The 21,049-nt window shown below is 73.7% G+C and carries 18 protein-coding genes; 9 read left to right on the top strand and 9 right to left on the bottom strand.

Annotation, left to right across the window (positions count from 1 at the left end; all coding sequences use genetic code 11):
• The first annotated feature begins 14 nt into the window (after positions 1-14).
• The 3 genes from ACFY93_RS08190 to ACFY93_RS08200 all read left to right on the top strand — a co-directional run bounded on the left by ACFY93_RS08190 (position 15) and on the right by ACFY93_RS08200 (position 3,847).
• Positions 15-1,403: an MFS transporter gene (locus ACFY93_RS08190; protein WP_391354696.1), complete on the top strand. Its 1,389-nt coding sequence runs from the start codon at positions 15-17 to the stop codon at positions 1,401-1,403.
• Positions 1,387-3,084 (top strand): FAD-dependent oxidoreductase, encoded by a 1,698-nt coding sequence (locus ACFY93_RS08195; RefSeq protein WP_391354699.1) that lies wholly within the window; start codon positions 1,387-1,389, stop codon positions 3,082-3,084. The genes ACFY93_RS08190 and ACFY93_RS08195 overlap by 17 nt, the downstream gene beginning before the upstream one ends.
• A 73-nt stretch (positions 3,085-3,157) precedes the next feature.
• Positions 3,158-3,847: a TetR family transcriptional regulator gene (locus tag ACFY93_RS08200; protein ID WP_391354700.1), complete on the top strand. Its 690-nt coding sequence runs from the start codon at positions 3,158-3,160 to the stop codon at positions 3,845-3,847.
• A 92-nt stretch (positions 3,848-3,939) separates the two neighbouring features.
• Here the strand turns inward: ACFY93_RS08200 and ACFY93_RS08205 are convergent, their stop codons facing one another.
• From ACFY93_RS08205 to ACFY93_RS08215, 3 genes are read right to left on the bottom strand one after another with little or no spacing between them, the layout of a single operon-like run.
• Positions 3,940-4,170, bottom strand: coding sequence for an acyl-CoA carboxylase epsilon subunit (locus ACFY93_RS08205; protein ID WP_391354702.1), 231 nt, complete (start codon positions 4,168-4,170; stop codon positions 3,940-3,942).
• Positions 4,171-4,225: 55 nt separating this feature from the next.
• Positions 4,226-5,923 (bottom strand): carboxyl transferase domain-containing protein, encoded by a 1,698-nt coding sequence (locus tag ACFY93_RS08210; RefSeq protein ID WP_391354704.1) that lies wholly within the window; start codon positions 5,921-5,923, stop codon positions 4,226-4,228.
• Positions 5,920-7,038: a beta-ketoacyl-ACP synthase 3 gene (locus ACFY93_RS08215; protein ID WP_391354707.1), complete on the bottom strand. Its 1,119-nt coding sequence runs from the start codon at positions 7,036-7,038 to the stop codon at positions 5,920-5,922. Before ACFY93_RS08215 ends, ACFY93_RS08210 begins: the two co-directional genes overlap by 4 nt.
• Before the next feature lie 639 nt (positions 7,039-7,677).
• On the opposite strand from ACFY93_RS08215, the gene ACFY93_RS08220 reads away from it, so the two are divergent.
• Positions 7,678-8,292: a hypothetical protein gene (locus tag ACFY93_RS08220; RefSeq protein WP_391354709.1), complete on the top strand. Its 615-nt coding sequence runs from the start codon at positions 7,678-7,680 to the stop codon at positions 8,290-8,292.
• Between the two features lie 316 nt (positions 8,293-8,608).
• The gene (locus tag ACFY93_RS08225) at positions 8,609-9,301 is read left to right on the top strand and encodes a TetR family transcriptional regulator (protein ID WP_391354711.1); all 693 of its coding nucleotides are present in this window, start codon (positions 8,609-8,611) and stop codon (positions 9,299-9,301) included.
• A gap of 217 nt (positions 9,302-9,518) precedes the next feature.
• Here ACFY93_RS08225 and ACFY93_RS08230 read toward each other — a convergent pair whose 3' ends face one another.
• The gene (locus tag ACFY93_RS08230; RefSeq protein ID WP_391354714.1) at positions 9,519-10,580 is read right to left on the bottom strand and encodes a type III polyketide synthase; all 1,062 of its coding nucleotides are present in this window, start codon (positions 10,578-10,580) and stop codon (positions 9,519-9,521) included.
• A gap of 614 nt (positions 10,581-11,194) precedes the next feature.
• Here ACFY93_RS08230 and ACFY93_RS08235 point away from each other — a divergent pair.
• The 3 genes from ACFY93_RS08235 to proB all read left to right on the top strand — a co-directional run bounded on the left by ACFY93_RS08235 (position 11,195) and on the right by proB (position 14,303).
• Positions 11,195-11,872, top strand: coding sequence for a WhiB family transcriptional regulator (locus ACFY93_RS08235; protein WP_391354717.1), 678 nt, complete (start codon positions 11,195-11,197; stop codon positions 11,870-11,872).
• A complete protein-coding gene (locus tag ACFY93_RS08240) occupies positions 11,869-13,014 on the top strand; it encodes an alpha/beta fold hydrolase (RefSeq protein WP_391354719.1) in 1,146 nt (381 codons plus the stop codon). Before ACFY93_RS08235 ends, ACFY93_RS08240 begins: the two co-directional genes overlap by 4 nt.
• A 122-nt stretch (positions 13,015-13,136) precedes the next feature.
• On the top strand, positions 13,137-14,303 hold the full coding sequence (gene proB / locus ACFY93_RS08245; RefSeq protein WP_391354820.1) for a glutamate 5-kinase: 1,167 nt from the start codon (positions 13,137-13,139) through the stop codon (positions 14,301-14,303).
• A 123-nt stretch (positions 14,304-14,426) separates the two neighbouring features.
• Here the strand turns inward: proB and ACFY93_RS08250 are convergent, their stop codons facing one another.
• From ACFY93_RS08250 to ccrA, 5 genes are all read right to left on the bottom strand, one after another.
• Positions 14,427-14,597: a hypothetical protein gene (locus ACFY93_RS08250; RefSeq protein WP_391354722.1), complete on the bottom strand. Its 171-nt coding sequence runs from the start codon at positions 14,595-14,597 to the stop codon at positions 14,427-14,429.
• Between the two features lie 17 nt (positions 14,598-14,614).
• Complete coding sequence (locus ACFY93_RS08255; RefSeq protein WP_391354822.1) at positions 14,615-15,892, bottom strand: glutamate-5-semialdehyde dehydrogenase; 1,278 nt, start codon at positions 15,890-15,892, stop codon at positions 14,615-14,617.
• A gap of 62 nt (positions 15,893-15,954) precedes the next feature.
• Positions 15,955-16,164 (bottom strand): hypothetical protein, encoded by a 210-nt coding sequence (locus ACFY93_RS08260; RefSeq protein ID WP_391354725.1) that lies wholly within the window; start codon positions 16,162-16,164, stop codon positions 15,955-15,957.
• A gap of 113 nt (positions 16,165-16,277) precedes the next feature.
• Positions 16,278-18,029 carry a 3-hydroxyacyl-CoA dehydrogenase NAD-binding domain-containing protein gene (locus ACFY93_RS08265; protein ID WP_391354727.1) on the bottom strand — a complete coding sequence of 584 codons (1,752 nt, stop codon included), beginning with the start codon at positions 18,027-18,029 and terminating at the stop codon, positions 16,278-16,280.
• A complete protein-coding gene (gene ccrA / locus ACFY93_RS08270; RefSeq protein ID WP_391354730.1) occupies positions 18,026-19,441 on the bottom strand; it encodes a crotonyl-CoA carboxylase/reductase in 1,416 nt (471 codons plus the stop codon). Before ccrA ends, ACFY93_RS08265 begins: the two co-directional genes overlap by 4 nt.
• A gap of 247 nt (positions 19,442-19,688) precedes the next feature.
• On the opposite strand from ccrA, the gene ACFY93_RS08275 reads away from it, so the two are divergent.
• Positions 19,689-21,026 (top strand): cation:proton antiporter, encoded by a 1,338-nt coding sequence (locus tag ACFY93_RS08275; protein WP_391354733.1) that lies wholly within the window; start codon positions 19,689-19,691, stop codon positions 21,024-21,026.
• Positions 21,027-21,049 lie beyond the last annotated feature (23 nt).

Here is a 21,049-nt window from a genome sequence, read left to right on the forward strand (position 1 = left end):
CGGGACGGGGCGGCATGACACAGGCAGCGGACGCGGCGCGGCGGGGACGGCTGTCCGACGGGGCGGTCACCCTGCTCGTCGCCGTCTTCGTCGACGCCCTCGGCAGCGGCCTCTACATGGCCGTGTCGGTCATCTTCTTCACCCGGTACCTGGACCTCGGCAGCGGACAGGTGGGCATCGGGCTCTCCGTCGCCGGTGCCCTGTCCTTCCTGTCCCTGGTGCCCGTCGGCATCCTCGCGGACCGCGTCGGCCCCCGGCGCATGCTGATCGCCGCCCACCTCGTCCGGGGCGCGCTGCTCCTGTGCTATCCGTTCGCCTCCGGCTTCGTGCCGTTCCTGTGCGTCGTCTCGCTGCTCGCGGTCGCCGACCGCGGTGCCTCCCCCCTGGTCCAGGGGCTGTTCGGGACCGCCGTCGGCAAGGAGCAGCGGGTCCGTGCCATGGGGCGCGCCCGGTCGCTGCAGAACCTGGGCCTGGCGCTTGGCGGTCTGGCGGCCGGAGCGGCGCTGCTGCCCGACAGCGACCTCGTCTACCTGCTCGTCCTGTACGCCGACTCCCTCTCCTTCCTGCTCGCGGCCGTCCTCGTCGCGCGGCTGCGCCCGGCGGTGGGCGGCCCGTCCGAGGGCGGCGGGCGCCCGCTGCCCCTGCGGCGCCGGCTCAGTGTCTTCCGCGACCGCCGGTTCACCGTGCTGACGACGCTCAACTCGCTGGTGAGCCTTCATGTGACGGTTCTGACCGCCGGGGTGCCGCTGTGGGTGCTCGCGCACGACGGCATCCCCCGGACGGTCATCGCCTGGACTCTCGTGCTCAACACGGTCGTCGTCGTCCTCTTCCAGGTCCGGGCCACCCGCGACACGGTCAGCGCCGCGGACGGCGGCCGGGCGCTGCGGCGCAGCGGCCTGCTGCTCGCCGTGTGCTGCGGCGCGCTCGCCGTCTCGGGAACGGTGCCCGCGCCCGCGGCGGTGGCCCTGGTGCTCGGCGCGGTCGCCTTCCAGGCGTTCGCCGAGATGCACCAGCAGGCAGGGGCCTGGGCCATCTCCTACGACCTGGCTCCGGAGGACCGGCGCCAGGTGTATCTGGCGTTCTTCGGTCTGGGGAACGCCGCGCGCAACACGTACGGGCCGCTGGTCATCACCTTCCTGGTGGTGCGCCAGGGCGCCGGCGGCTGGCTGCTGCTCGGCGTCCTGGTGGCGGGCGCGGGGTTCGCGGCGGCCCGGGCCGGCCGCCCGGCCACCGCGGCCGTGCGGGGCCCCGTACGGGAGGAACACGTTCGCAAGCAGCACGTACAGGAGCCCGTGCCGGGCCCCGTACAGGAACAGCCGCCGGTACCGGCCGCACCTCCGGCACGGCCGGCGCACGCCGTACTGCCCGACATCCAAGGGGGATCACGTGGGCACAGCTCCTGAGCAATCCGTCATCGTCGTCGGGGCCGGTCCGACCGGCCTCGCCCTCGCCTGCGAACTGGCCGCCGCGGGAGTGTCCTGCACGGTCCTCGAGCGCCGTCTGAAGACGTCCTCGCAGTCCCGGGCGATGGGTCTGTACAGCAGGACGATGGAGGTGCTGGACCTGCGCGGTCACGCCGACGCGCTGGTCGCGCTCGGCAGACCGGTCAGCCGGATGGTGCCCGCGCGGGGCGCCGTCGTCGACTTCGCCGAACTGGACAGCCGGTTCCCGTACCTCAACGTCATCGCGCAGAGCCGTACCGAGGAGGTGCTCCAGCAGCGGGCCCTGGACCTCGGGGTCACCATCGAGCGCGACGCGGAGGTCTACGGCCTGGAACAGGACGCCTCGGGCGTCACGCTCCAGGTGCGCACCGGGACCGGCGAGTGGGCGGAGAGCGCCGACTTCGTCGTCGGCTGCGACGGCGCCCACAGCGCCGTACGCGAGCTCTCCGGCATCGCCTTCCGCGGCCGTACGTACGAGATCGCGCCGGTCCTCGCCGACGTACGGCTGCGCAAGCCGCCGCCGGAGGACGTGCTGCTGGTCTCCGGCAACGGCGGCATCATGGTGTCCGTGCCCTACGGCGACGGCGTGTACCGTCTCGCGGTGGCGCGCCGGGACCGGCCCTGGACGCGGGATCCCGTGACGCTGGAGGAGCTCGCCGAACTCCTCACCCAGGCCCTCGGGTTCGATCCCCAGCCCCACGATCCGAAGTGGCTCGCCCGCTTCAAGATCCACCAGCGCATCGCCGACCAGTACCGCACCGGCCGGGTCCTGCTCGCCGGGGACGCCGCGCACCTGCACTCGCCGCTCGGCGGCCAGGGCCTGAACCTGGGCATCCAGGACGCGGTGAACCTCGGCTGGAAGCTCGCCGCGGAGGTGCAGGGCTGGGCGCCGCCGGGACTGCTCGACTCGTACGAGAGCGAGCGGCGGCCGCAGGCCGAGCGGATCCTGCGCGCCACCGACCGGGCGACCCGGCTCGCCACCACCCCCTCGGCGGCGCTGACGTCCCTGCGCCGTACCGCGCTCGCGAAGGCGCTCTCGCGGCGCCGCGTGCGCAAGTTCGCCGGGGAGTCCGTCTCGGGCCTGCGCACCGGGTACGGGCGGCGCGGCTTCGGCGGGCCCCGGATACGCGCCGGACAGCGCGTGCCCGACCTCACCCTCCCCCGGGCCGACGGCGCCCCGGTGCGGCTGTACGAGCTGATGCGGGACGGCAGGTTCGTCCTGCTGGACCTCGGCGACGACGGCCGCGCGGCTCTGCTGACGGAGGCCTGGGGCTCCCGGGTCAGTCCGGTCCGGGTCGGTGGCGCCGTCCCCGGACTCGCGGGCGTCGGTGTCCTGTTGGTCCGTCCGGACGGGTACGCGGCCTGGGTGGACGGCGAGGCCGATCCCGGCGGGCGCGACGAGCGGGTACGGACGGCGCTGCACCGGTGGTGCGGGGTCGAGGGCCCGGCTCCGGCTCGGCGCGAGGACCGGGTGGAGGCGGTGACGGAGCCGGGGGCCGGGGAGTCGCGTGCCTCGGCGCCCGGTGCGCAAGCGGGTACGGGCTCGGAGTCCGGGGCCGGTACCGAGTCCGGGGCCGGTATGGAATCCGAGGCCGAGTCCGGGGCCGGGCAGCAGCCCGCGCCGTCCGCCGAACAAGGCTGACCGGGCCGGACAGCGGCGCCGACGCAGCCGAGAGTGCGGCGCCGACGCAGCCGAGGAGTGAGGAGCCGCCGTCGTGGAACAGCGTCTGACGGACCCGTCGCGGTCCACGCCGGCGGCCGGACGGGTCCCGTCGCAGCGTACGGGCGCCGGTGCGGGCACCGGTGCCGGTGCGGGCGCGGAGGAGCGGGCGGGGGGACGGACGGCGCGGACGGACCGGTCGCGCCGTACGCGTGAGGCCATCCTGTTCGCCGCGCGGCTGCACTTCGCGGCCGACGGCTACCAGCGGGCCACGATCCGGGCCATCGCCGCCACCGCGTCGATCGACCCCTCCATGGTGATGCGCCACTTCGGCAGCAAGGAACGGCTCTTCGACGCGGCCCTCGACGTCGACCTGGGACTGCCGGACTTCACCGGCACCCCGCTCGAACTGCTGCCCAGGGCCCTGCTCATCGGCTTCCTCGCGCCGTGGGAGGAGGACACGCACGAGGGATCGCTGCGGCTGCTGCTGCGGTCGGCGGCGACCAACGAGCGGGCCGCGGAGTGCCTGCGGCGCATCCTGCACGAGCAGTTCACGCACAGCCTCACGGGCGTGCTCGGCGCCGAGCGGGCGGCGGCCGGCAGCGGCCTGCTGGCCGCGCAGCTGCTCGGGGTGGCGTTCGCCCGCTATCTGCTGCGCCTGCGGCCCATCTGCGAACTCCCGGTCGGGGCGCTGGCCGACCTGGTCGCGCCGTCGATACGTACGGTGCTGACCGCCACCGGATGAGCGGACCACGACGCGAGGCGCCCGCCGTCACCGGTTTCGGTGACGGCGGGCGCCTCGCGTTCACGTGGCTGCCGGGTCCGGGGCGGCCTGTCTCAGCCGCGCCAGCTCAGCGGTGAGCGGTAGGGCACGCCGGCGGCCGGCCTCTCCCACAGGGGGACGACGGAGACCTCGCCCGGCGCGGTGTCCGGGGCGGTGTCCGGCCGCGGCGGCGCCGCCGCGGCGCGGGAGAGCAGCACGGCGGTCAGCGCGGCCAGTTCGTCGTCGGCGATGTCACCTCCCCTGACGACACGGACGAGGGGCGGAGCCTGGGCTGCTGTGGTCATGGTCGTCCTCCAACCAGCTTGTGCGAGCGACGTGTCGGGATGCGTGGTCCGGATGTCACTGGGGTGGGTTGCCGTGCTTGCGGGCGGCCAGGTCGGCGTGCTTGGTGCGCAGCATGCGCAGGCCCTCGGCGAGGACACGGCGGGTGTCGGCGGGGTCGACGACGTCGTCGAGGAGGCCGCGCTCGGCCGCGTAGTACGGGTGCATGAGTTCTGCCTTGTACTCCTTGACCAGCTGCCGGCGCGTCGCCTCGGGGTCGTCCGCGCTCCGGATACGGCGCCGGAAGATCACGTTGGCGGCGCCCTCGGCGCCCATCACGGCGATCTCGTTGGAGGGCCAGGCGTACGACAGGTCGGCGCCGACGGAGCGGGAGTCCATGACGATGTAGGCGCCTCCGTACGCCTTGCGCAGGATCAGCGAGATCCGGGGGACGGTGGCGTTGCAGTACGCGTACAGCAGCTTCGCCCCGCGGCGGATGATGCCGTTGTGCTCCTGCCCCACACCGGGCAGGAAACCGGGAACGTCGACCAGGGTGACCAGCGGGATGTTGAAGGCGTCGCACATCTGGACGAAGCGGGCCGCCTTCTCCGAGGCGTCGATGTCCAGCACGCCCGCGAGGACGAGCGGCTGGTTGGCGACGATGCCGACGACCTGTCCGCCGAGGCGGGCGAGCGCGACGACGACGTTGGCCGCCCACCTCTCGTGGATCTCCAGGACCTCGCCGTCGTCCACGATCTCCTCGATGACCCGCCGCATGTCGTACGGGCGGTTCCCGCCGGCGGGGACCAGGTCGAGCAGGGCCTCGCACCGGCGGTCCACGGGGTCCTCGGCGGGCGCGGCCGGGGCCGTCTCGCGGTTGTTCTGCGGCAGCATCGAGAGAAGGAAGCGCACGTCCTCCAGACAGCTCTGTTCGTCGTCGTACGCGAAGTGCGCGACCCCGGACACCTCGGCGTGCACGTCGGCGCCGCCGAGCGCGCCCAGCGTCACGTTCTCCCCGGTGACGGCGCGGACGACGTCCGGGCCCGTGATGAACATCTGCGAGGTCTCCCGGACCATGAAGACGAAGTCCGTCAGCGCCGGGGAGTAGGCCGCGCCACCGGCGCACGGGCCGAGCATCACGCTGATCTGCGGGATCACCCCGGAGGCGCGGGCGTTGCGGGTGAAGATGCCGCCGTATCCGGCGAGCGCGGTGACGCCCTCCTGGATCCGGGCACCGGCCCCGTCGTTGAGCGAGACGAGGGGTGCGCCGGCCGCGATCGCCCGGTCCATGATCCGGTGGATCTTCTGCGCGTGCGCCTCGCCGAGGGCCCCGCCGAAGATGCGGAAGTCGTGCGCGTAGACGAACACGGTCCGCCCGTGCACGGTGCCCCAGCCGGTGATCACGCCGTCGGTGTGGGGCCGCTTGTCCTCCAGCCCGAACCCGGTGGCGCGGTGCCTGCGCAGGGGCTCCACCTCGTGGAACGACCCTTCGTCGAGGAGCAGCGCGATGCGTTCGCGTGCCGTCAGCTTGCCCTTGGCGTGCTGGGCGGCGGTCGCCCGCTCGTCCGGACCGCCGCGCTCCACCGACTCCTTCAGCGCCCGCAGCCGGGCGGCCTTGGCCCGGACGTCCTCGGCCTGTTCGATGAGCTCCGCGTGCTCGGGGGTGGGGGCGGCGGGCGCGGTGGGGGCGGCAGGCGCGGTGGGCGCGGCAGGCGCGGTGGGGGGCCGCACGGCTTCCGGCGTCGTGGTTCCGGCCGTCGTGCCGTCGGCGCTCATGGCGCGAGCGGCGAGACGCGGTCGCCGGCCGTGAGGAGATGGGGGGTGGTGTCCTCGGCGGGGTGGTCCGCCTCGGCGGCCCTGAGGTGCGCACCGGCCGCCGCGGCGTCACCGCGGGCGCCCATCGACCAGTTCAGGAGCGCGATACCGAGGCTCATCCCGCCGCCGAACGCGGCCAGGACGACCAGTTCGCCCGGGTCCGCCGCGCCCTGGCGGTCCATCTCGGCCAGGGTGACGGGTACGGACGCGGCGCCGGTGTTGGCGTAGCGCTCCAGCGTGAGGTGCAGGGCGGCGCGGTGCAGTCCGAGGTCCGGCCAGATGTCGGCGAGCATGATGCCGTTGGCCTGGTGCGGGACGAAGTGCCGTACGGCGTCCGCCGGTACGCCGGCGCGGCGCAGCGCCTGGCCGATCTCGTACGGGAGGGTGCGGGTGACGAAGTCACGCACGCCCCTGCCGTCCATCCGGAAGTAGTGCCCGCCCTGGGCCACGGTGTCCGGCGAGGGCGGCCGTCGGCTGCCTCCCGCGGTGACCTCGATCAGATGATGGGCGTCGCCGCGCGAGACCAGGGATATCCGCCCCAGGCCGAGTCCGGGCGCGACCGGCCCGAGGACCGTGGCGCCGGCGCCGTCCCCGAAGAGGGCGGCGGTCTTGCGGTCGCTGTAGTCGATGATCCGGGAGTAGATGTCGGCGCCGATGACGAGGCCGTAGCGCGGTTCGTCGTCGGCGGCGCCGCGCAGCAGCTTCTCCACCGTCTTGAGCGCGTAGACGAAGCCGCTGCACACGGCGTTGACGTCGAAGGCGGCGGCGCGGTGGGCCCCGATGCGGTCCTGCACCAGCGCGGCCGTGGCGGGCTGCGGGTGGTCGGGGGTCGAGGTGGCGACCACCACGTACGCGAGCTGGTCCGCCGTCAGTCCCGCCCGGGCGAGCGCGCGCCGGGCCGCGACGACCGCCAGATCGGAGGTGGCCTCGTGGGGCGCGGCCCGGCGTCGCTCGCGGATCCCGGTCTTGCGGACGATCCACTCGTCGGTCACGCCGGCGCCGTACCCGATCTCCGCGTTGCTGATGATGGCCTCGGGCAGGTACGAGCCCACTCCGATGATGCCGATGGACTGCACGATTCCTCCTCGGGCAGCGGCGAGCCACACTTAACTCACCGGGCGTTGAAATCATCGCAGAGGAGCTTGACGAATTCAACACCAAGAGAGTTCACTGTGGTGTGAAATCAATGGGCGACCGCCGGGACGCGCACTTGCCCCATCACCGTGGGACGGATGCCCGTCCTCGGCGCCGCGGGACGGACGCGTGTCCTCGGCGCCGCGAGCGGCTGCTTCCGGCGCCGGAGGCAGGCGCTTCCCGTGCCGGGCCGGCGGCATCCGGTCCCGCGTGCCGGCGGTCCACGCCAGGCAGGCGCGGTGCGTGCGGCTCGTGCAGGGGCCGTGCTGCTCAGCGGGGCCGTGCGGCAGGTACGGGTCGCGCGGAACGTACGGGGCCGAGCGGCTCGCGCGGGGTTGTACGGCGTCCGCACGGCCCGGCACCAGCACGGCTCGGATCGCCGGGCGGAACGAGCGGCCGCAGGGCGGCTCAGCGGCCGGGCGGAACGGCCACCGGGCGGCCCAGCGGCCGGATGGAACGGCTGCCGGGCCCGCGCGAGCGCCGAACGGTGCGGCCGGGCGGGCGGTACGGCCGCGAGGCCAGACCTCCGGCCCGCATCCACGGACGGGAACGATCCACACCTCAACGGGGAGTTGCAGAACATGACCACCACCGACGTGACCACCACGACCGACCTGCGGACCGAGGCGACCCAAGCCCTGATATCCGCCGGCCGCACGCTCTTCACCCGCCAGGGCTACCGGCAGACCGACTTCGCCGACCTGGCCCGGACGGCCGGACTGGAGCCGGAGGCCGCCCGGGGCCTGCTGCCCGACAAGGCCGCCGTCTTCGGCGCGCTGATCGAACGGACCGTCAAGGTGGCCGGGCTGCTGGGTCCGGCCGTCGCCGAGGGCGTCGACGAGGACCTGCCGGCCCGGCTCGCCCGCACCTACCTCGCACTGTGGGAGCCCGGCGAGGAGGAGTCGCCGCTCGTCGAGCTGTACCGCATCGCGCTCTCCGACGCGGAGGCGTCCCGCGTCCTGCGCGAACGCATCACCGTCGGCCTCAACGGCCAGGTCGACCAGGAACTCCCGCACGAGGACGCGGAGCTGCGCACCGCGCTCTTCGGGGCCCAGCTGGGCGGCATCGCCGTCGTCCGCCACCTGCTCGGCGTGGAGCCCCTGGCTTCGGCCGACGTGGAGAAGGTCATCGGGACGGTCACCCCGGGGCTGCGGTCCACCCTGCTCGGCACGTCACCGGTGGGCCGGGCCGGGTGAACGGCGCGGGCGACGCGGCGCGCCTCCCCGGGGGCGCCCGCCGCCGGGTCCGAGGGGCGAGACTAGTGGACACGGAGTTGACCGAGGGGCCAACGTACCGGTGCGACCAGTGCAATCGTGGGTATCACGACGGCGTGGAATCCCTGTATACGGCCTGGTACAGTGTTTTCATTGCCCCGTGAATTAACCGCTGACGGAACCCCCGAAGTGCAGTGATCCCATGACACCCAGGCGCACAGACGGTTCGCCCACTCCTGCCCGAAACTCCAAGAGCCCCCAGCGTGTGGCGTCCCCCGCGCCGAAGAAGTCACGTCCGGTGAGAGCCCGCAGCGGACGCCGGCCCGGAGACAGCGGCACCCGAGAGCAGATCCTCGAGTCGGCGCTGCACCTCTTCGCGGACCGCGGTTACGCCCGGACCACCATCCGTGCGATCGCCGAGAGCGCGCAGGTCGATCCCGCACTCGTGCACCACTTCTTCGACAACAAGGAGGGGGTGTTCGACGCGGCGGTCAACTCGTCGCTGAGCGTCTCGTCCGTCTTCGACGGAATGGTGGTGACCGCGTCGGAGATGGAGCTCGGGCCCGGTGACGTCGCGGCGGGCGCCGCCGAGGCCGCGGACGGTCCCGACGACGGCACGTCGGCGGCTTCCTGGCTGGCCCGCACGTACCTCTCGTTCTGGGAGAACGAGGACACGCGGTACGCCATGACCGCCATCTACCGGGCCGGTCTCGCCGACAGCGCGACCGCGGACACCCTGCGGGCCCGTGTCGAGGCGAGCACCAAGAGCTGGGCCGCACAGTCCGGTTACAAGGACCGGCCGGACGCGGACACCCGGGCGGCCCTCGCCTCCGGGCACCTGGTCGGCCTCGCCCTCATGCGGTACATCCTCGGCATCCACCCGCTGGCCACCATGGAGTTCGAGGAGTTCCTCGCCTGGGTCGTCCCGGCCCTGGAGCTCCGTCTGTCCCCCCAGCTGGAACCGCAGGCGTCGGAGCACGAAGCGGAGTAGCGCGCCCCGGACGGAATATGCGAAGGCCCTGCCGGGTCCGCTTTCCGGCTCGGGCCCTACGGGCGGGTCCCGGCGCCTGCTTCGGAGAACGGCAGGCGGCAGGCGGCAGGCGGCAGGCGGCAGGCGGTGTGAACGGCCCGTGCGCCGCGAGGTGACCGTGGGGCGGTCCCCTCGGTCACCTCGCGGCGCACGGCCGCCACGTTCCTCCCGGCCGGCGTCAGTCCCACGTGCTCCACGTCGCCCTGACGGCGATCAGGGAGACGCCGGGGCCGGCCGCGAGCAGCAGGCCGTCGGAGCCCTCCGGGGGCGACTTGGCGAAGGTCCGTTCCAGGACGTCCAGGACGGAGACCGAGCCCACGTTGCCCAGTTCGCGCAGCGAGTCGCGCGCCAGGTCGAGCATGTCCGGGGCGCAGCCGAGGCCCTCGGCGAAGGCGTCGAGGATTCTCGGGCCGCCCGTGTGCGTCACCACGAACCCCGGCTCGGGGTCGGCACCGGCGGGCGCGGTGCGCCGCAGCCAGTCGGCGAGGCGGGGCATGGCGTCCTCGATCGCGTGCCGCAGCTCCGGGGAGTTGTGCGCGTGCAGCCCGTCGTTGTCGGTGTGGCTGCCGACCAGGTGGTGGGTGCCGGGGTGGACGTACTCCCAGGAGCCGGTGAGCCGCATCCGGGGGCCGTCCGTGTCGGTGCGCACGACACAGGCGCCGGCCGCGTCGCCGAAGAGGCCCTTGAGGATCATGCCGTCCAGGCCCGTGTCGCCGCCGTGCAGATAGTGGCTGTACACGTCGGCGCAGACCACCAGGACCGTGGAGCCCGGGTGCGCGGTGACCATCTCCATCGCCCGGACCATGCCGAACAGCCCGCCGGCGCAGCCGACTTGGGTCACCGGCAGGCGGCGGACCGAGGGTGGCAGGCCGAGCTTCTCGATGAGCAGGATGTCGAGCCCCGGCATGGTGTGGCCGGTGGAGCTGAGAACCACCAGGCCGTCGATGTCGGCCGGGGTCAGACCCGCCTCGAAGAGCGCGCCGCTCGCGGCCTTCTCCGCCAGGTCGAGGCTGTCCCGCAGATGCTCACGGGTCCGCTCCGCGAGCGCGGGAGCGGTGGTGAACTGCTGGTGCAGCGGGCGTGAGTACCACCGGGTGCGGACGCTGGTGGACGCGATGACCCGGCGGGCCACCGGGAGGCCCCGGTGGTCCCCGTACAACTCGGTGATGCGGTCGAGCAGTTCGCCGGTGGACACCTGGTGCCGAGGCAGTGCCACGACCGGCGCGGTAACAACAGACATGGGATCTCCAAGAGCTCTCGGACAGTTGCGAACTGATCTGAGCCCGGCTTGGACGACGGGGTCTCAACCCCGGTCGTCCGAGTGCGGTGACGACCGCCGGTCCGTTCGACAGCTCTCGCCTTGGAGTCTGCGCACGTGAACACCCCCAGGTGTATGACCGTGCTCCCCCCGTTGGGAGCGCCGTTCAGCGCGGATGAGAAACGTCGAGCTCGATGGCGCGTGACGATCAAGAGCGTGGGCCGTCCGCCGTCGGCGCGCTCCGGCGGTGGGGGCGTCCGGGCACAGCCCTGGACACGTCCGGCAGCGCTCTCCGAGGCCCTTTCCGTAGGCCCTGGCGGGTAAAGCCAACGCGACCGTACGCCAGCCGAGTTGGCTTCAGCAAGAGGTGATTTCAACAAGCGTGGAATCCATCTGAGGTACACGTTTCAACCAGTTCCCGGGCACATCCGCGATCCGGGGATCCGGCGGGTTCCGCGATGTCAACGCCTATTGAAATCATCGCTTGTTGAGTTTATTCTGACCGGTGACGTTGCGAACCCTCACGCCCCCTCCCCGCCCCCACGCCACTCCCGTTCCCGCCACATCCGATCCGCGCCGAGGAAGGGCCGACCGCCATGCACGCACCCGCGCACCACCATGCGGACACCGACCCCTGGGTGGAACGGGCCGCCTGCCGTGACGCCGACCCCGAGATCTTCTTCCCGCCCGCCGGCGGCACCGACGACAACGACCGCGAGTCGTCGGCCAAGAGGCTCTGCGCCCGCTGCCCGGTGGCCGAGCACTGTCTGCACGAGGCCCTGCTCCACGAGGAGAGCACCGGCATCTGGGGCGGCCTCAACGTCCGGGAGCGCCGGGAACTGCTCCGGGTCGCCGGCACCCTCGACGCGGTGGGCCCCGAGCTGGCCACGTCCCTGGCGGAAGGCGCCCGGCACATCAGCGCCCCGGTCCGCGAGCGCCCGGCGTACGTGTGGTTCCTGCACCGGCAGGGGTGGTCGCCCGGCCGGATCGCCGGAGTCCTCGGGCTCACCTTCGGCCAGGTCCAGCAGGCCTGGCACACCGCCCGGTCCGCCTCCGGATGCGCGTACGCCTGCGCGCGCCCGGTCCACGTCGCCCGGGCGGCGGGACACGGCGCCGCGGGCACGTCCCGCGCCGACGCCGGGACGGACACCCGTACCGGCACGGGGACCGGTGCCGGCGACGGACCCGGTACGGGCGGCGCGCCACCCGCCGGTGCCGCCGCCCCGTTCGCCGCCGGGCTCGGCCGCGACCTCGACCGGGACCCCGTGTCATGACCCCGTTGACCACCCGCGCCACCCCCGCCGACCCCGCCGACCCCGGCACCGCGGCCACCGACCCCACCGGCCTCGCCCGGCCAGGTGGTCCCGCGGCCCCCGGCTCCTCCCCCTCCCTCCGTCACCCCCTGCGCCCCGCTCACCCCACCCGCACCGTGACCACCGAGGACGGTGCCGAGATCGCCGTCTACGTGTATGGGGCACCCACCGCCCCCGTCACCGTGCTGCTGTGCCACGGCTGGACGATGTGCGCGCAGGACTGGCGGCCGCACACCGACGCGCTGGTGCGGCCCCGCCGCGGCTTCCCCGCGGTCCGCGTGGTCACGTACGACCAGCGCGGTCACGGCCGCTCCACCCGGGGCGAGGCGCTGCTGGACATGGCGCTGCTCGGCAGTGACCTCGCGCTGGTGCTCGGCGAGGTCGCGGGGGACGGCGGGCCCGTGGTGCTCGTCGGCCACTCCATGGGCGGGATGTCCATCCAGCAGCTGGCGGCCGCCCGGCCCGGGCTGTTCGGGACCGAGGTGGCCGCGGTGGGACTCGTCTCGACGTGCCTCAACGAGGTGGGGGCGGGCATGACCACGCCCCGGGAGCGGCCCGGGACACCGGCCGCCCGGCGGCGCGCGCAGGCGCGGCAGCGGGTCGCCGACGGACTGCTGCGCTCGCCCCGTTCGGCCCAGGCCGTGCACCGGCTGGTCACCGGCCCGCTGTCGCATCCGACCGCCGCGCCGCTGTGGCGCGCGGTGTTCGGAGCGGGGCCGCACACGGAGACGGTCCGGGAGGGCGCGCGGGCCTTCCGGGAGATCCCCGCGCTCACGATCGCCGAGTTCTACGCCGCCCTGACCACCCACGACTGCGCGGGACGGCTCGGCGCGCTGCGCCGGGTGCCCACCCGCGTCCTGGTCGGCGCCCTGGACTGCGTCACACCGCCCGCGCAGGCACTGCGGCTGGTGGAGGACATCCCGGGCGCGGTGCTCCAGGCCGTGCCGGGACAGGGGCACGACCTGCCGTACGAGCGGCCCGTCCTCGTCGTGGAGACCGTCCACGCCCTGTTGCGCGAGATACCCCGGAGCCCCTTCGTGAACCGTGAGACGCCCCTGACTCCTCTGACGCCCCGTCCGCTGGCCGAGCCGGTGCTCCGGTGACCCGCCCGGTGCGGACGAAGACGCCCGGCTCCGGGCCGCACAGGACCCCCGGCCCGGAGCCGGACCCGCTCCTGGGCCCGGAACCCGGGGGGCCGCTCGGTACGGCGTGGCCGCGTCCCGACGTGCTGGCGGCGCGCCGGATCGTGGTGAAGGTCGGCTCCTCGTCTCTGACGACCGCCGCCGGGGGCCTCGACTCGGACCGGGTGGACGCCCTGGTGGACGTGCTCGCCCGGACCCGGGCCGCCGGCACCGAGGTGGTGCTGGTCTCCTCGGGGGCGATCGCCGCCGGCCTGGCGCCGCTCGGCCTCACCGAACGCCCGCGCGACCTCGCGCGCCAGCAGGCGGCCGCCTGCGTGGGCCAGGGACTCCTGGTCGCCCGCTACACGGCCTCCTTCGCCCGGCACGGACTGCGGGTCGGGCAGGTGCTGCTCACCGCGGACGACGTCAGCCGCCGCGCCCACTACCGCAACGCCTACCGGGCGCTCGCGCAGGTGCTCACCATGGGCGCCGTCCCGGTGGTCAACGAGAACGACACGGTGGCCACCGCCGAGATCAGATTCGGTGACAACGACCGGCTCGCCGCCCTCGTCGCCCATCTCGTCCGCGCCGACCTGCTGGTCCTGCTGTCCGACGTCGACGGCCTCTACGACGGCGATCCCCGCAGGCCGGGCTCCCGGCGGCTGAGCGACGTACGCGGCCGGCAGGACCTGGAGGGCGTGGAGATCGGCAGCGCCGGGAGTTCGGGGGTGGGCACCGGGGGCATGGTGACGAAGGTGGAGGCGGCCCGCATCGCCACGGACGCCGGTGTTCCCGTCGTCCTGACGGCGGCCCGGCACGCCGGTGACGCGCTGGCCGGACGGGAGACGGGCACGTTCTTCCACCGCACCGGGCAGCGCTCCGCCGACCATCTGCTGTGGCTGGAGCACGCCAGCAGCCCGCGCGGCGCGTTGCGCCTGGACGCCCACGCGGTCGCCGCCGTCATCCGGCGCGGCAGTGCCCTGACGGTGGCGGGAGTGACCCGGGTGGAGGGCGACTTCGTCGCCGGTGACCCGGTGGAGCTGCTGGACGAGGAGGGCCGGGCGGTGGCGCGCGGGCTCGTCGGCATCGGCGCACGGGAACTGTCACCGCTGCGGGGCCGCTCGACGCGTGAGGTGGTCCACCCGGACGACCTGGCGCCGCTCACCCGTCCGGCCGCCCCGCGCTCCACGGCTCCCCCGCCGCCGGAACCCGCTCCGGCCCGCATCCGCATCCGGGTCCGCCCCGCGCGGGAGTACGCGGCCCGGCCCTGACCGGGCGGCGCACGAAGGGCCGGACCCGCCTGCCCGGGGGCGAGCGGTCCGGCCCTTCCCGACGCGCCGGGGCCCCTCGCGCCGGCCTTTCGGCCGGCGGCGAGGCGGCCGCCGGGTCCCCGGTCAGTCGATGCCGCGGATGATGTGGAACTCAGCGGGGTCGTCGTCCGCTCCGGCGAGCCCGAGCCAGGGGGCGGCGGCCACGGCGACGGGCTGCCGGCGTTCCCCCCGTGACTCGTCCTCGTACAGGAGCCACCCCGTGGGCTCCGCCGCGGTGATGATGCGTACGTACATGACCGGACCTCCTCTGTCTAAGGGCGTGGCGCGGCCTGGCCCCGGGTGTGCCCGTCGCCCACGAGGACGTACTTGGTGGTGGTCAGCGCGGTCACTCCCATCGGGCCGCGCGCGTGCAGTTTCTGGGTGGAGATGCCGAGTTCGGTGCCGAGGCCGAGTTCGCCGCCGTCGGCGAAGCGCGTGGAGGCGTTGACGGCGACGACCGCGGTGTCCAGGGCGGCGACGAACCGGCGCGCCGCGGTCTGCGAGTCGGTGACGATCGCCTCGGTGTGGCCGCTGCCGTGGCGCCGGATGTGGGCGACGGCGGCGTCCAGCGAGCCGACCACGGCGGCGGAGAGTTCGAGGGCGAGGTACTCGCGCCCCCAGTCCTCCTCGGTGGCGGGCACCACCGCGTCGTCGAAGGACCGCACCCTCTCGTCCCCGTGCACCAGGACACCGTGTGCGGCCAGGGCGGCGAGCGCGCGGGGCAGGAAGCGGGCGGCCACGGCCTCGTGGACGAGGAGCGACTCGGTGGCGTTGCAGACGGACGGCCGCTGCGTCTTGGCGTCGAGCAGCACGGCGAGCGCCTTGTCGAGGTCGGCGTGCTCGTCGACGTAGACGTGGCAGTTGCCCACGCCCGTCTCGATCACGGGGACGGCGGACTCGCGGACGGTGGCCTGGATCAGCTCCCGGCCGCCGCGCGGGATGAGGACGTCCACCAGGCCCCGCAGCGCCATGAGTTCGTGGACGGAGGCGTGGGTCGTGCCCGGCACCAGCTGGACGGCGTCGGCGGGTACGGAGGTGTCGCGGAGGGCGGAGCGCATCACCGAGACGAGGGCGGCGTTGGTGTGCCGGGCGGTCGAGGAGCCGCGCAGCAGGGCCGCGTTGCCGCTCTTGAGGCAGAGGGCGGCGGCGTCGACGGTGACGTTCGGGCGGCCTTCGTAGATCATGCCGACGACGCCGAGGGGCACCCGGATCCGCCGTACTTCGAGGCCGTTGGGCATCACGGCGCCGGCGGCGGTCTCGCCGACGGGGTCGGCCTGGTCGGCGAGGTCGGTGACCATGTCCGCGAGGGCCGCGAGCTGCGGAGCGGTGATCCTCAGCCGGTCGAGGACGGTCGCCGACCGTCCGGCCGACTCGGCCGCGGCCACGTCCCGCCGGTTCGCGGCCAGGATGTCCGCCTGCCCCGCGGTCAGGTGCGCGGCGATCGCCCGCAGCGCGCCGGCGCGTTCGGCGCCGGTCGTGGTGGCCAGTGCGACGGCGGCCTCGCGCGCCGCGAGGGCGGCGCCGCGCACCGTGGCGGCGGCGCCGTCCACGGGCGCCGGGTGCGGGGTGGCCGGGGGGTGCCCGGTTTCGGCGCGCTGTGCGGGGATGGCTGTCACTGCTCGTCTCCCTCCCGGGCCGCGGACACGGTGTCCACCGGGCCCCGTGCGTCGTGCGGCCGCCGCTCGGCGCCGTCCGTGTGCGGAGCGGGCGCGCCGCCGGGCCAGGGCGGCTCCAGGCAGCCGGTCAGTTCGGCGAGCATCTCCCAGGCGAGGGCGTCGGCGCCGCCCGTGTGGGTGGTCCTGTCGGAGCCCGGTTTCCCCATCGTCTGCTCCCTCTGTGCGGGGCGCCCGTGCGCGGGACGCCGGATCGTGCGGTGCCCGCCCGGTCCCGTACGCCCGTTCAGGGCGGTACGGGGCCGTACGGGCCGTGGCCGCGTCAGCCGCCGTACACCCGGAAGCCCGCCCCGGACTTGCGTCCCGCGCGGCCGGCGGCGACCAGGTGTCCCAGCAGGGGCGCGGGGACGGAGCCGGGGTGGCGGTCGGCGTCGTGCAGGACGCGCTGGATGCTCAGCGAGATGTCGAGGCCGATGACGTCGAGCAGTTCGAAGGGGCCGAGCGGGTAGCCGCAGCCCAGCTTCATCACGTCGTCGATGTCGTCGGCCGTGGCGTAGTGGCTCTCGGTCAGCCGGACGGCGCCGTTGAGGTACGGGAAGAGCAGGGCGTTGACGATGAAGCCGGGCCGGTCCATGCACTGCACGGGGTGCTTGCCGAGTCGCTCGCACAACTCCCGGGCGGTGCGCACGTGGTGGGGTGAGGTCTCCAGCGAGGGGACGACCTCGACGAGCCGCATGAGGGGCGCCGGGTTGAAGAAGTGCATGCCGATGACGTCCTCGGGGCGCCCCGAGGCGAGGCCGCACTCGATGACGGGCAGGCTGGACGTGGTGGTGGCCAGCAGCGCGCCCGGCCTGCAGAGCACGCCGAGTTTGGCGAACAGCCGCTTCTTGACGTCCAGGTCCTCGGCGATGGCCTCGATCACCAGGTCGCAGTCGGCGAGCCGGGTCAGGTCGCTGCCGGGGGTGAGGAGTTCGAGTGCGGCGTCGCGCTCGGCCTCGGCCAGCTTTCCGCGCCGTACGGCCCGGCCGGTCGACCCGGCGACCGACTCCCAGGCGGACTTGGCCCGTTCGTCGGTGCGGCCCACGAGGACCGTGGCGCAGCCGCCCTTGGCGAAGACCTCCGCGATGCCGGTGGCCATGGTGCCGGTGCCGACGATGCCGACGGTGGTGATCGGCGACGTGGCGGGGGCGGGGCGCGCCGCGGGGGCGGCGGAATGCGAGGACGGTGCCCGGTAGTCGTAGAAGCCGCGTCCGGACTTGCGGCCGAGCAGGCCGGCCAGGGCCATGTGGCGCAGGCGGCGGGCGGGCTGGAGCGCGGGCTCGTCCAGCCGGGCGGCGAGGACGTCGAGGATGTCGCAGGCGGTGTCGGTGCCGACCAGGTCGAGGAGTTGCAGGGGGCCCAGGGGCAGTCCGCAGCCGTAGCGCATGGCGGCGTCGATGTCGTCGCGTTCGGCGACCCGCTGCTCGTACATCGTCACGCTCTGGTTGAGGAAGCCGAAGAGCAGGGACGCGGAGATCAGTCCCGCCCGGTCCCCGACGGTCACCTGGCGCAGTCCGAGGGCGCCCGCGAGGTCGTGGACGCGGTCGAGTGCGGAGGTGTCGGCCATGACGGTACGGCCGATCTCCGCGACGCCGGAGGTGGGCAGGGCTAGGTGGAGGCCGACGAGCCGGCCGGGGCGGCCGGAGGCGGCGGCGAGGTCGGTGAGGGAGAGGGCGCCGGCGCTGGTGACGAGGACGGTGTCCAGGGGGCAGACGCGGGCGAGTTCGCGCAGCACCTCCACCTTGGCGTCCCGGCGTTCGGGCACCGCCTCGACGACGGTGCGGGCGCCGGCGAGCTCCTCCCAGCGGTCCACGAGCCGTACGCGTGCGTGTGCGTCGGCCGCCTCCTGGCGGGTGACGGTGCCGTCGGCGACGGAGGTGTCCAGGAGCGCGCGCAGCCGGGTGTGCGCCTCGGGGCGGGGTTCGAGCGCGAGGACGTCGAGCCCGGCGAGGACGGCCCGGTGGGCGAGGGCGCTGCCGATGGTTCCCAGGCCGACGATGCCCAGGGGGCCGGAGTGGCGGGTGTGGTCGGTCATGCCGCGGCCTCCGCGGTCGTCGTGGGCCTGGTGAGGGTCGCCGTGAGGGCCGGTTCGGTCGTCGCGGGGCCCGGCGCCGGGGTGCGGAAGCGGTTGATGGCCGCCTCGCGGGGCGCGCGGAACTCCGGGTCGGTGACGCCGAGGCCCTCGGCGGGGGCGAGGCAGCGGACGCCGACCTTGCCGTGGTGTTCGTTGCGGTGGATGGACTGGACGGCGTCGGCGATGTCGTCGAGGGCGTAGGTCCGCGACAGGGTGGGGTGGATCCTGCCCTTGACGACGAGGCGGTTGGCCTCCCAGGCCTCGCGGTAGTTGGCGCAGTGGGTGCCGATGATGCGCTTGAGGCTCATCCAGAGGTAGCGGTTGTCGTACTCGTGGGCGTAGCCGGCGGTGGAGGCGCAGGTGACGATGGTGCCGCCCTTGCGGGTGACGTACACGGAGGCGCCGAAGGTCTCGCGTCCCGGGTGCTCGAAGACGATGTCGACGTCCTCGCCGCCGGTGAGCTCGCGGATGCGGGCGCCGAAGCGGCGCCATTCCCTGGGGTCCTGGGTGTGCGGGTCGCGCCAGAAGCGGTAGTTCTCGGCGGTGCGGTCGATGATCAGCTCGGCGCCCATCTCGCGGGCGAGGGCCGCCTTCTCGGGCGAGGAGACGACGCAGACGGGGTTGGCGCCGCCGGCCAGCGCGAGCTGGGTGGCGTAGCTGCCGAGGCCGCCGCTCGCGCCCCAGATGAGCACGTTGTCGCCCTGCTTCATGCCGGCGCCGTTGCGGGTGACCAGCTGCCGGTACGCGGTCGAGTTGACCAGTCCGGGCGAGGCGGCCTCCTCCCAGGTGAGGTGGGGGGCCTTGGGCATCAGCTGGGTCGCCTTGACGAGGGAGAGTTCGGCGAGTCCGCCGTAGTTCGTCTCGTATCCCCAGATGCGCTGCTCGGGGTCGAGCATGGGGTCGCCGTGGCCTTCGGCGTCCTCCAGTTCGACCGAGACGCAGTGCGCCACGACGCGGTCGCCGGTGTTCCAGCGGCGTACGCCGGGGCCGCACTTGAGGACGACGCCGGCCAGGTCGGAGCCGATGACGTGGTACGGCTGGTCGTGCCGTGCCGCGAGGCCGCCGAGGCGGGCGTAGCGCTCCAGGAAGGCGAAGGTGGGGACGGGCGAGAACAGCGCGCTCCAGACGGTGTTGTAGTTCACGGCGCTGGCCATGACCGCCACGAGGACCTCGCCGGGCCCCGGGTCGGGGGTGGGCACGTCCTGGATGTGGAGGGAGTCGGCGGGGCGCCGCTCGCGCAGGGGGACGCCCTCGAACATCCCCACCTCGTCCTTGTGGAGGACGGCGGCCCGGAAGGATTCGGGAACGTCGAGGGCCGCCACATCGGCAGGCACCGAGTCCGGGGACTCGATGACCTCCACCAGTTCACGCATGGTCTGGCACCGCCTTCCGCGGTTCGTGCTCGGGAAACGTAACTCAACATATGGTGAACTCAACAGTTAGGGAGTTTTGCACAGGGCCGGGACCCCAGCAAGCCCCGTGAGGCCGCCCGCACGGCATCCCCGGCCGCCGACGCCCCTTGTCCGGACGCCTCGGCCCATGCAAAACTCATCACCAGTTGAGTTCAATGAGTAATGAATTAGCTCGACCGTTGAGGACTGCCGAAGCCAAGGAGATGCCGTGACGCATCCGCACGCGCTCGAAGACATGCAGGCCACCGCCATCGCCGGGATCGCCGTCATCCTCGTCGTGGGCGCGGCCCTCGCCCGTCTCGCGCAACGCGTCCATCAGCCGGCCGTCATCGGAGAGATCACCGCGGGCATCCTGCTGGGTCCGAGTCTGCTCGGACTGTTCCCCGGTGACCTCACGCAGCGCCTGTTCCCCGACAACGTCCGGCCCTTGCTGGCGATGGTCGCCCAACTCGGGTTACTCCTCTTCATGTTCACCGTGGGCTGGGAGCTGGACTGGTCGACGATGCGCCGCAGGAAACGCTCGGTCGCCGGGGTGACCGCGGGCAGCATGCTCGGCCCCCTCGTCCTGGGCATGGGGGTCGCCGCGATCATCTACGGCAACCACTCCCGGGTCGACGGCGACACGGTCCCCTTCTTCTCCTTCGTCCTGTACCTGGGCGTCAGCATGTCGATCACCGCGTTCCCGGTGCTGGCCCGCATCCTCAAGGACAACCACATAGGACGCACCAAGATCGGCGCGCTCGCGCTGACCAGCGCCGCCTTCGGTGACGTACTGGCCTGGTGCCTGCTGGCCGCGGTCGTCGCGATCGTCACCTCGTCGGGGCCCTCCGGATTCACCGACACGGTCTGGATGTCGGCCGGCTACGGCGCCGCGATGATCGCCGTCGTCCGCCCGCTGCTGGCCCGCGCCGTCGCATGGACGTCCAAGCGGGGCAACGGCACCTATCTGGCGGGACTGGTGACGGCCGGGCTGCTGCTCTCGGCGTACACCACCGCGAAGATCGGCATCCACCCGATCTTCGGCGCGTTCGCCTTCGGACTGGCCATGCCGCGCAAGCCGAAGGAGCTGCTGGAGGAGAAGATGCTGCGCCCGCTCCAGCACGCGGGCGAGCTCATGCTGCCCGTCTACTTCATCATCACCGGGCTCTCCGTCGACATCGCGTCGATGTCCGCCACGGCCTGGGGCGAGCTGGCGCTCATCCTCGCCGCCGCCATCATCGGGAAGCTGCTCGGGGCCGCGCTGCCGGCCAGGACCTTCGGGCTGACCTGGCGGGAGTCGACGGGCGTCGGGGTGCTCATGAACACCCGGGGCCTGACCGAACTGGTCATCCTCGGGGTCGGCCTGAACCTGGGGGTGCTCGACCAGACCCTGTTCACCGAGATGGTCCTGATGGCGCTGATCACCACGGCGATGGCCGGCCCCGTGCTCCCGTACTTCGTCCCGCGCGCGCGGATGGACCTCGTCTCCTCGCGCTCGGGCCCGGCGTCCGTCGTCCGGCTGCCCGAACACAAGGGCGGCCAGGCGACATCGGACCTGGCCGGCTGACCCGCGCGTCGGCCCACCCCCTC

The sequence above is a fragment of the Streptomyces sp. NPDC008313 genome, from assembly GCF_042956125.1.
GTDB lineage: Bacteria > Actinomycetota > Actinomycetes > Streptomycetales > Streptomycetaceae > Streptomyces.

Bases quoted from the DNA above. Each gene is read 5' to 3' on its own strand.
- ACFY93_RS08205 (WP_391354702.1), bottom strand. From the start codon at position 4,170: ATGACCACAGCAGCCCAGGCTCCGCCCCTCGTCCGTGTCGTCAGGGGA.
- ACFY93_RS08235 (WP_391354717.1), top strand. From the start codon at position 11,195: ATGCACGCACCCGCGCACCACCATGCGGACACCGACCCCTGGGTGGAA.
- ACFY93_RS08190 (WP_391354696.1), top strand. From the start codon at position 15: ATGACACAGGCAGCGGACGCGGCGCGGCGGGGACGGCTGTCCGACGGG.
- ACFY93_RS08265 (WP_391354727.1), bottom strand. From the start codon at position 18,029: ATGACCGACCACACCCGCCACTCCGGCCCCCTGGGCATCGTCGGCCTG.
- ccrA (WP_391354730.1), bottom strand. From the start codon at position 19,441: ATGCGTGAACTGGTGGAGGTCATCGAGTCCCCGGACTCGGTGCCTGCC.
- ACFY93_RS08260 (WP_391354725.1), bottom strand. From the start codon at position 16,164: ATGGGGAAACCGGGCTCCGACAGGACCACCCACACGGGCGGCGCCGAC.
- ACFY93_RS08250 (WP_391354722.1), bottom strand. From the start codon at position 14,597: ATGTACGTACGCATCATCACCGCGGCGGAGCCCACGGGGTGGCTCCTG.
- ACFY93_RS08220 (WP_391354709.1), top strand. From the start codon at position 7,678: ATGACCACCACCGACGTGACCACCACGACCGACCTGCGGACCGAGGCG.
- ACFY93_RS08210 (WP_391354704.1), bottom strand. From the start codon at position 5,923: ATGAGCGCCGACGGCACGACGGCCGGAACCACGACGCCGGAAGCCGTG.
- ACFY93_RS08240 (WP_391354719.1), top strand. From the start codon at position 11,869: ATGACCCCGTTGACCACCCGCGCCACCCCCGCCGACCCCGCCGACCCC.
- ACFY93_RS08230 (WP_391354714.1), bottom strand. From the start codon at position 10,580: ATGTCTGTTGTTACCGCGCCGGTCGTGGCACTGCCTCGGCACCAGGTG.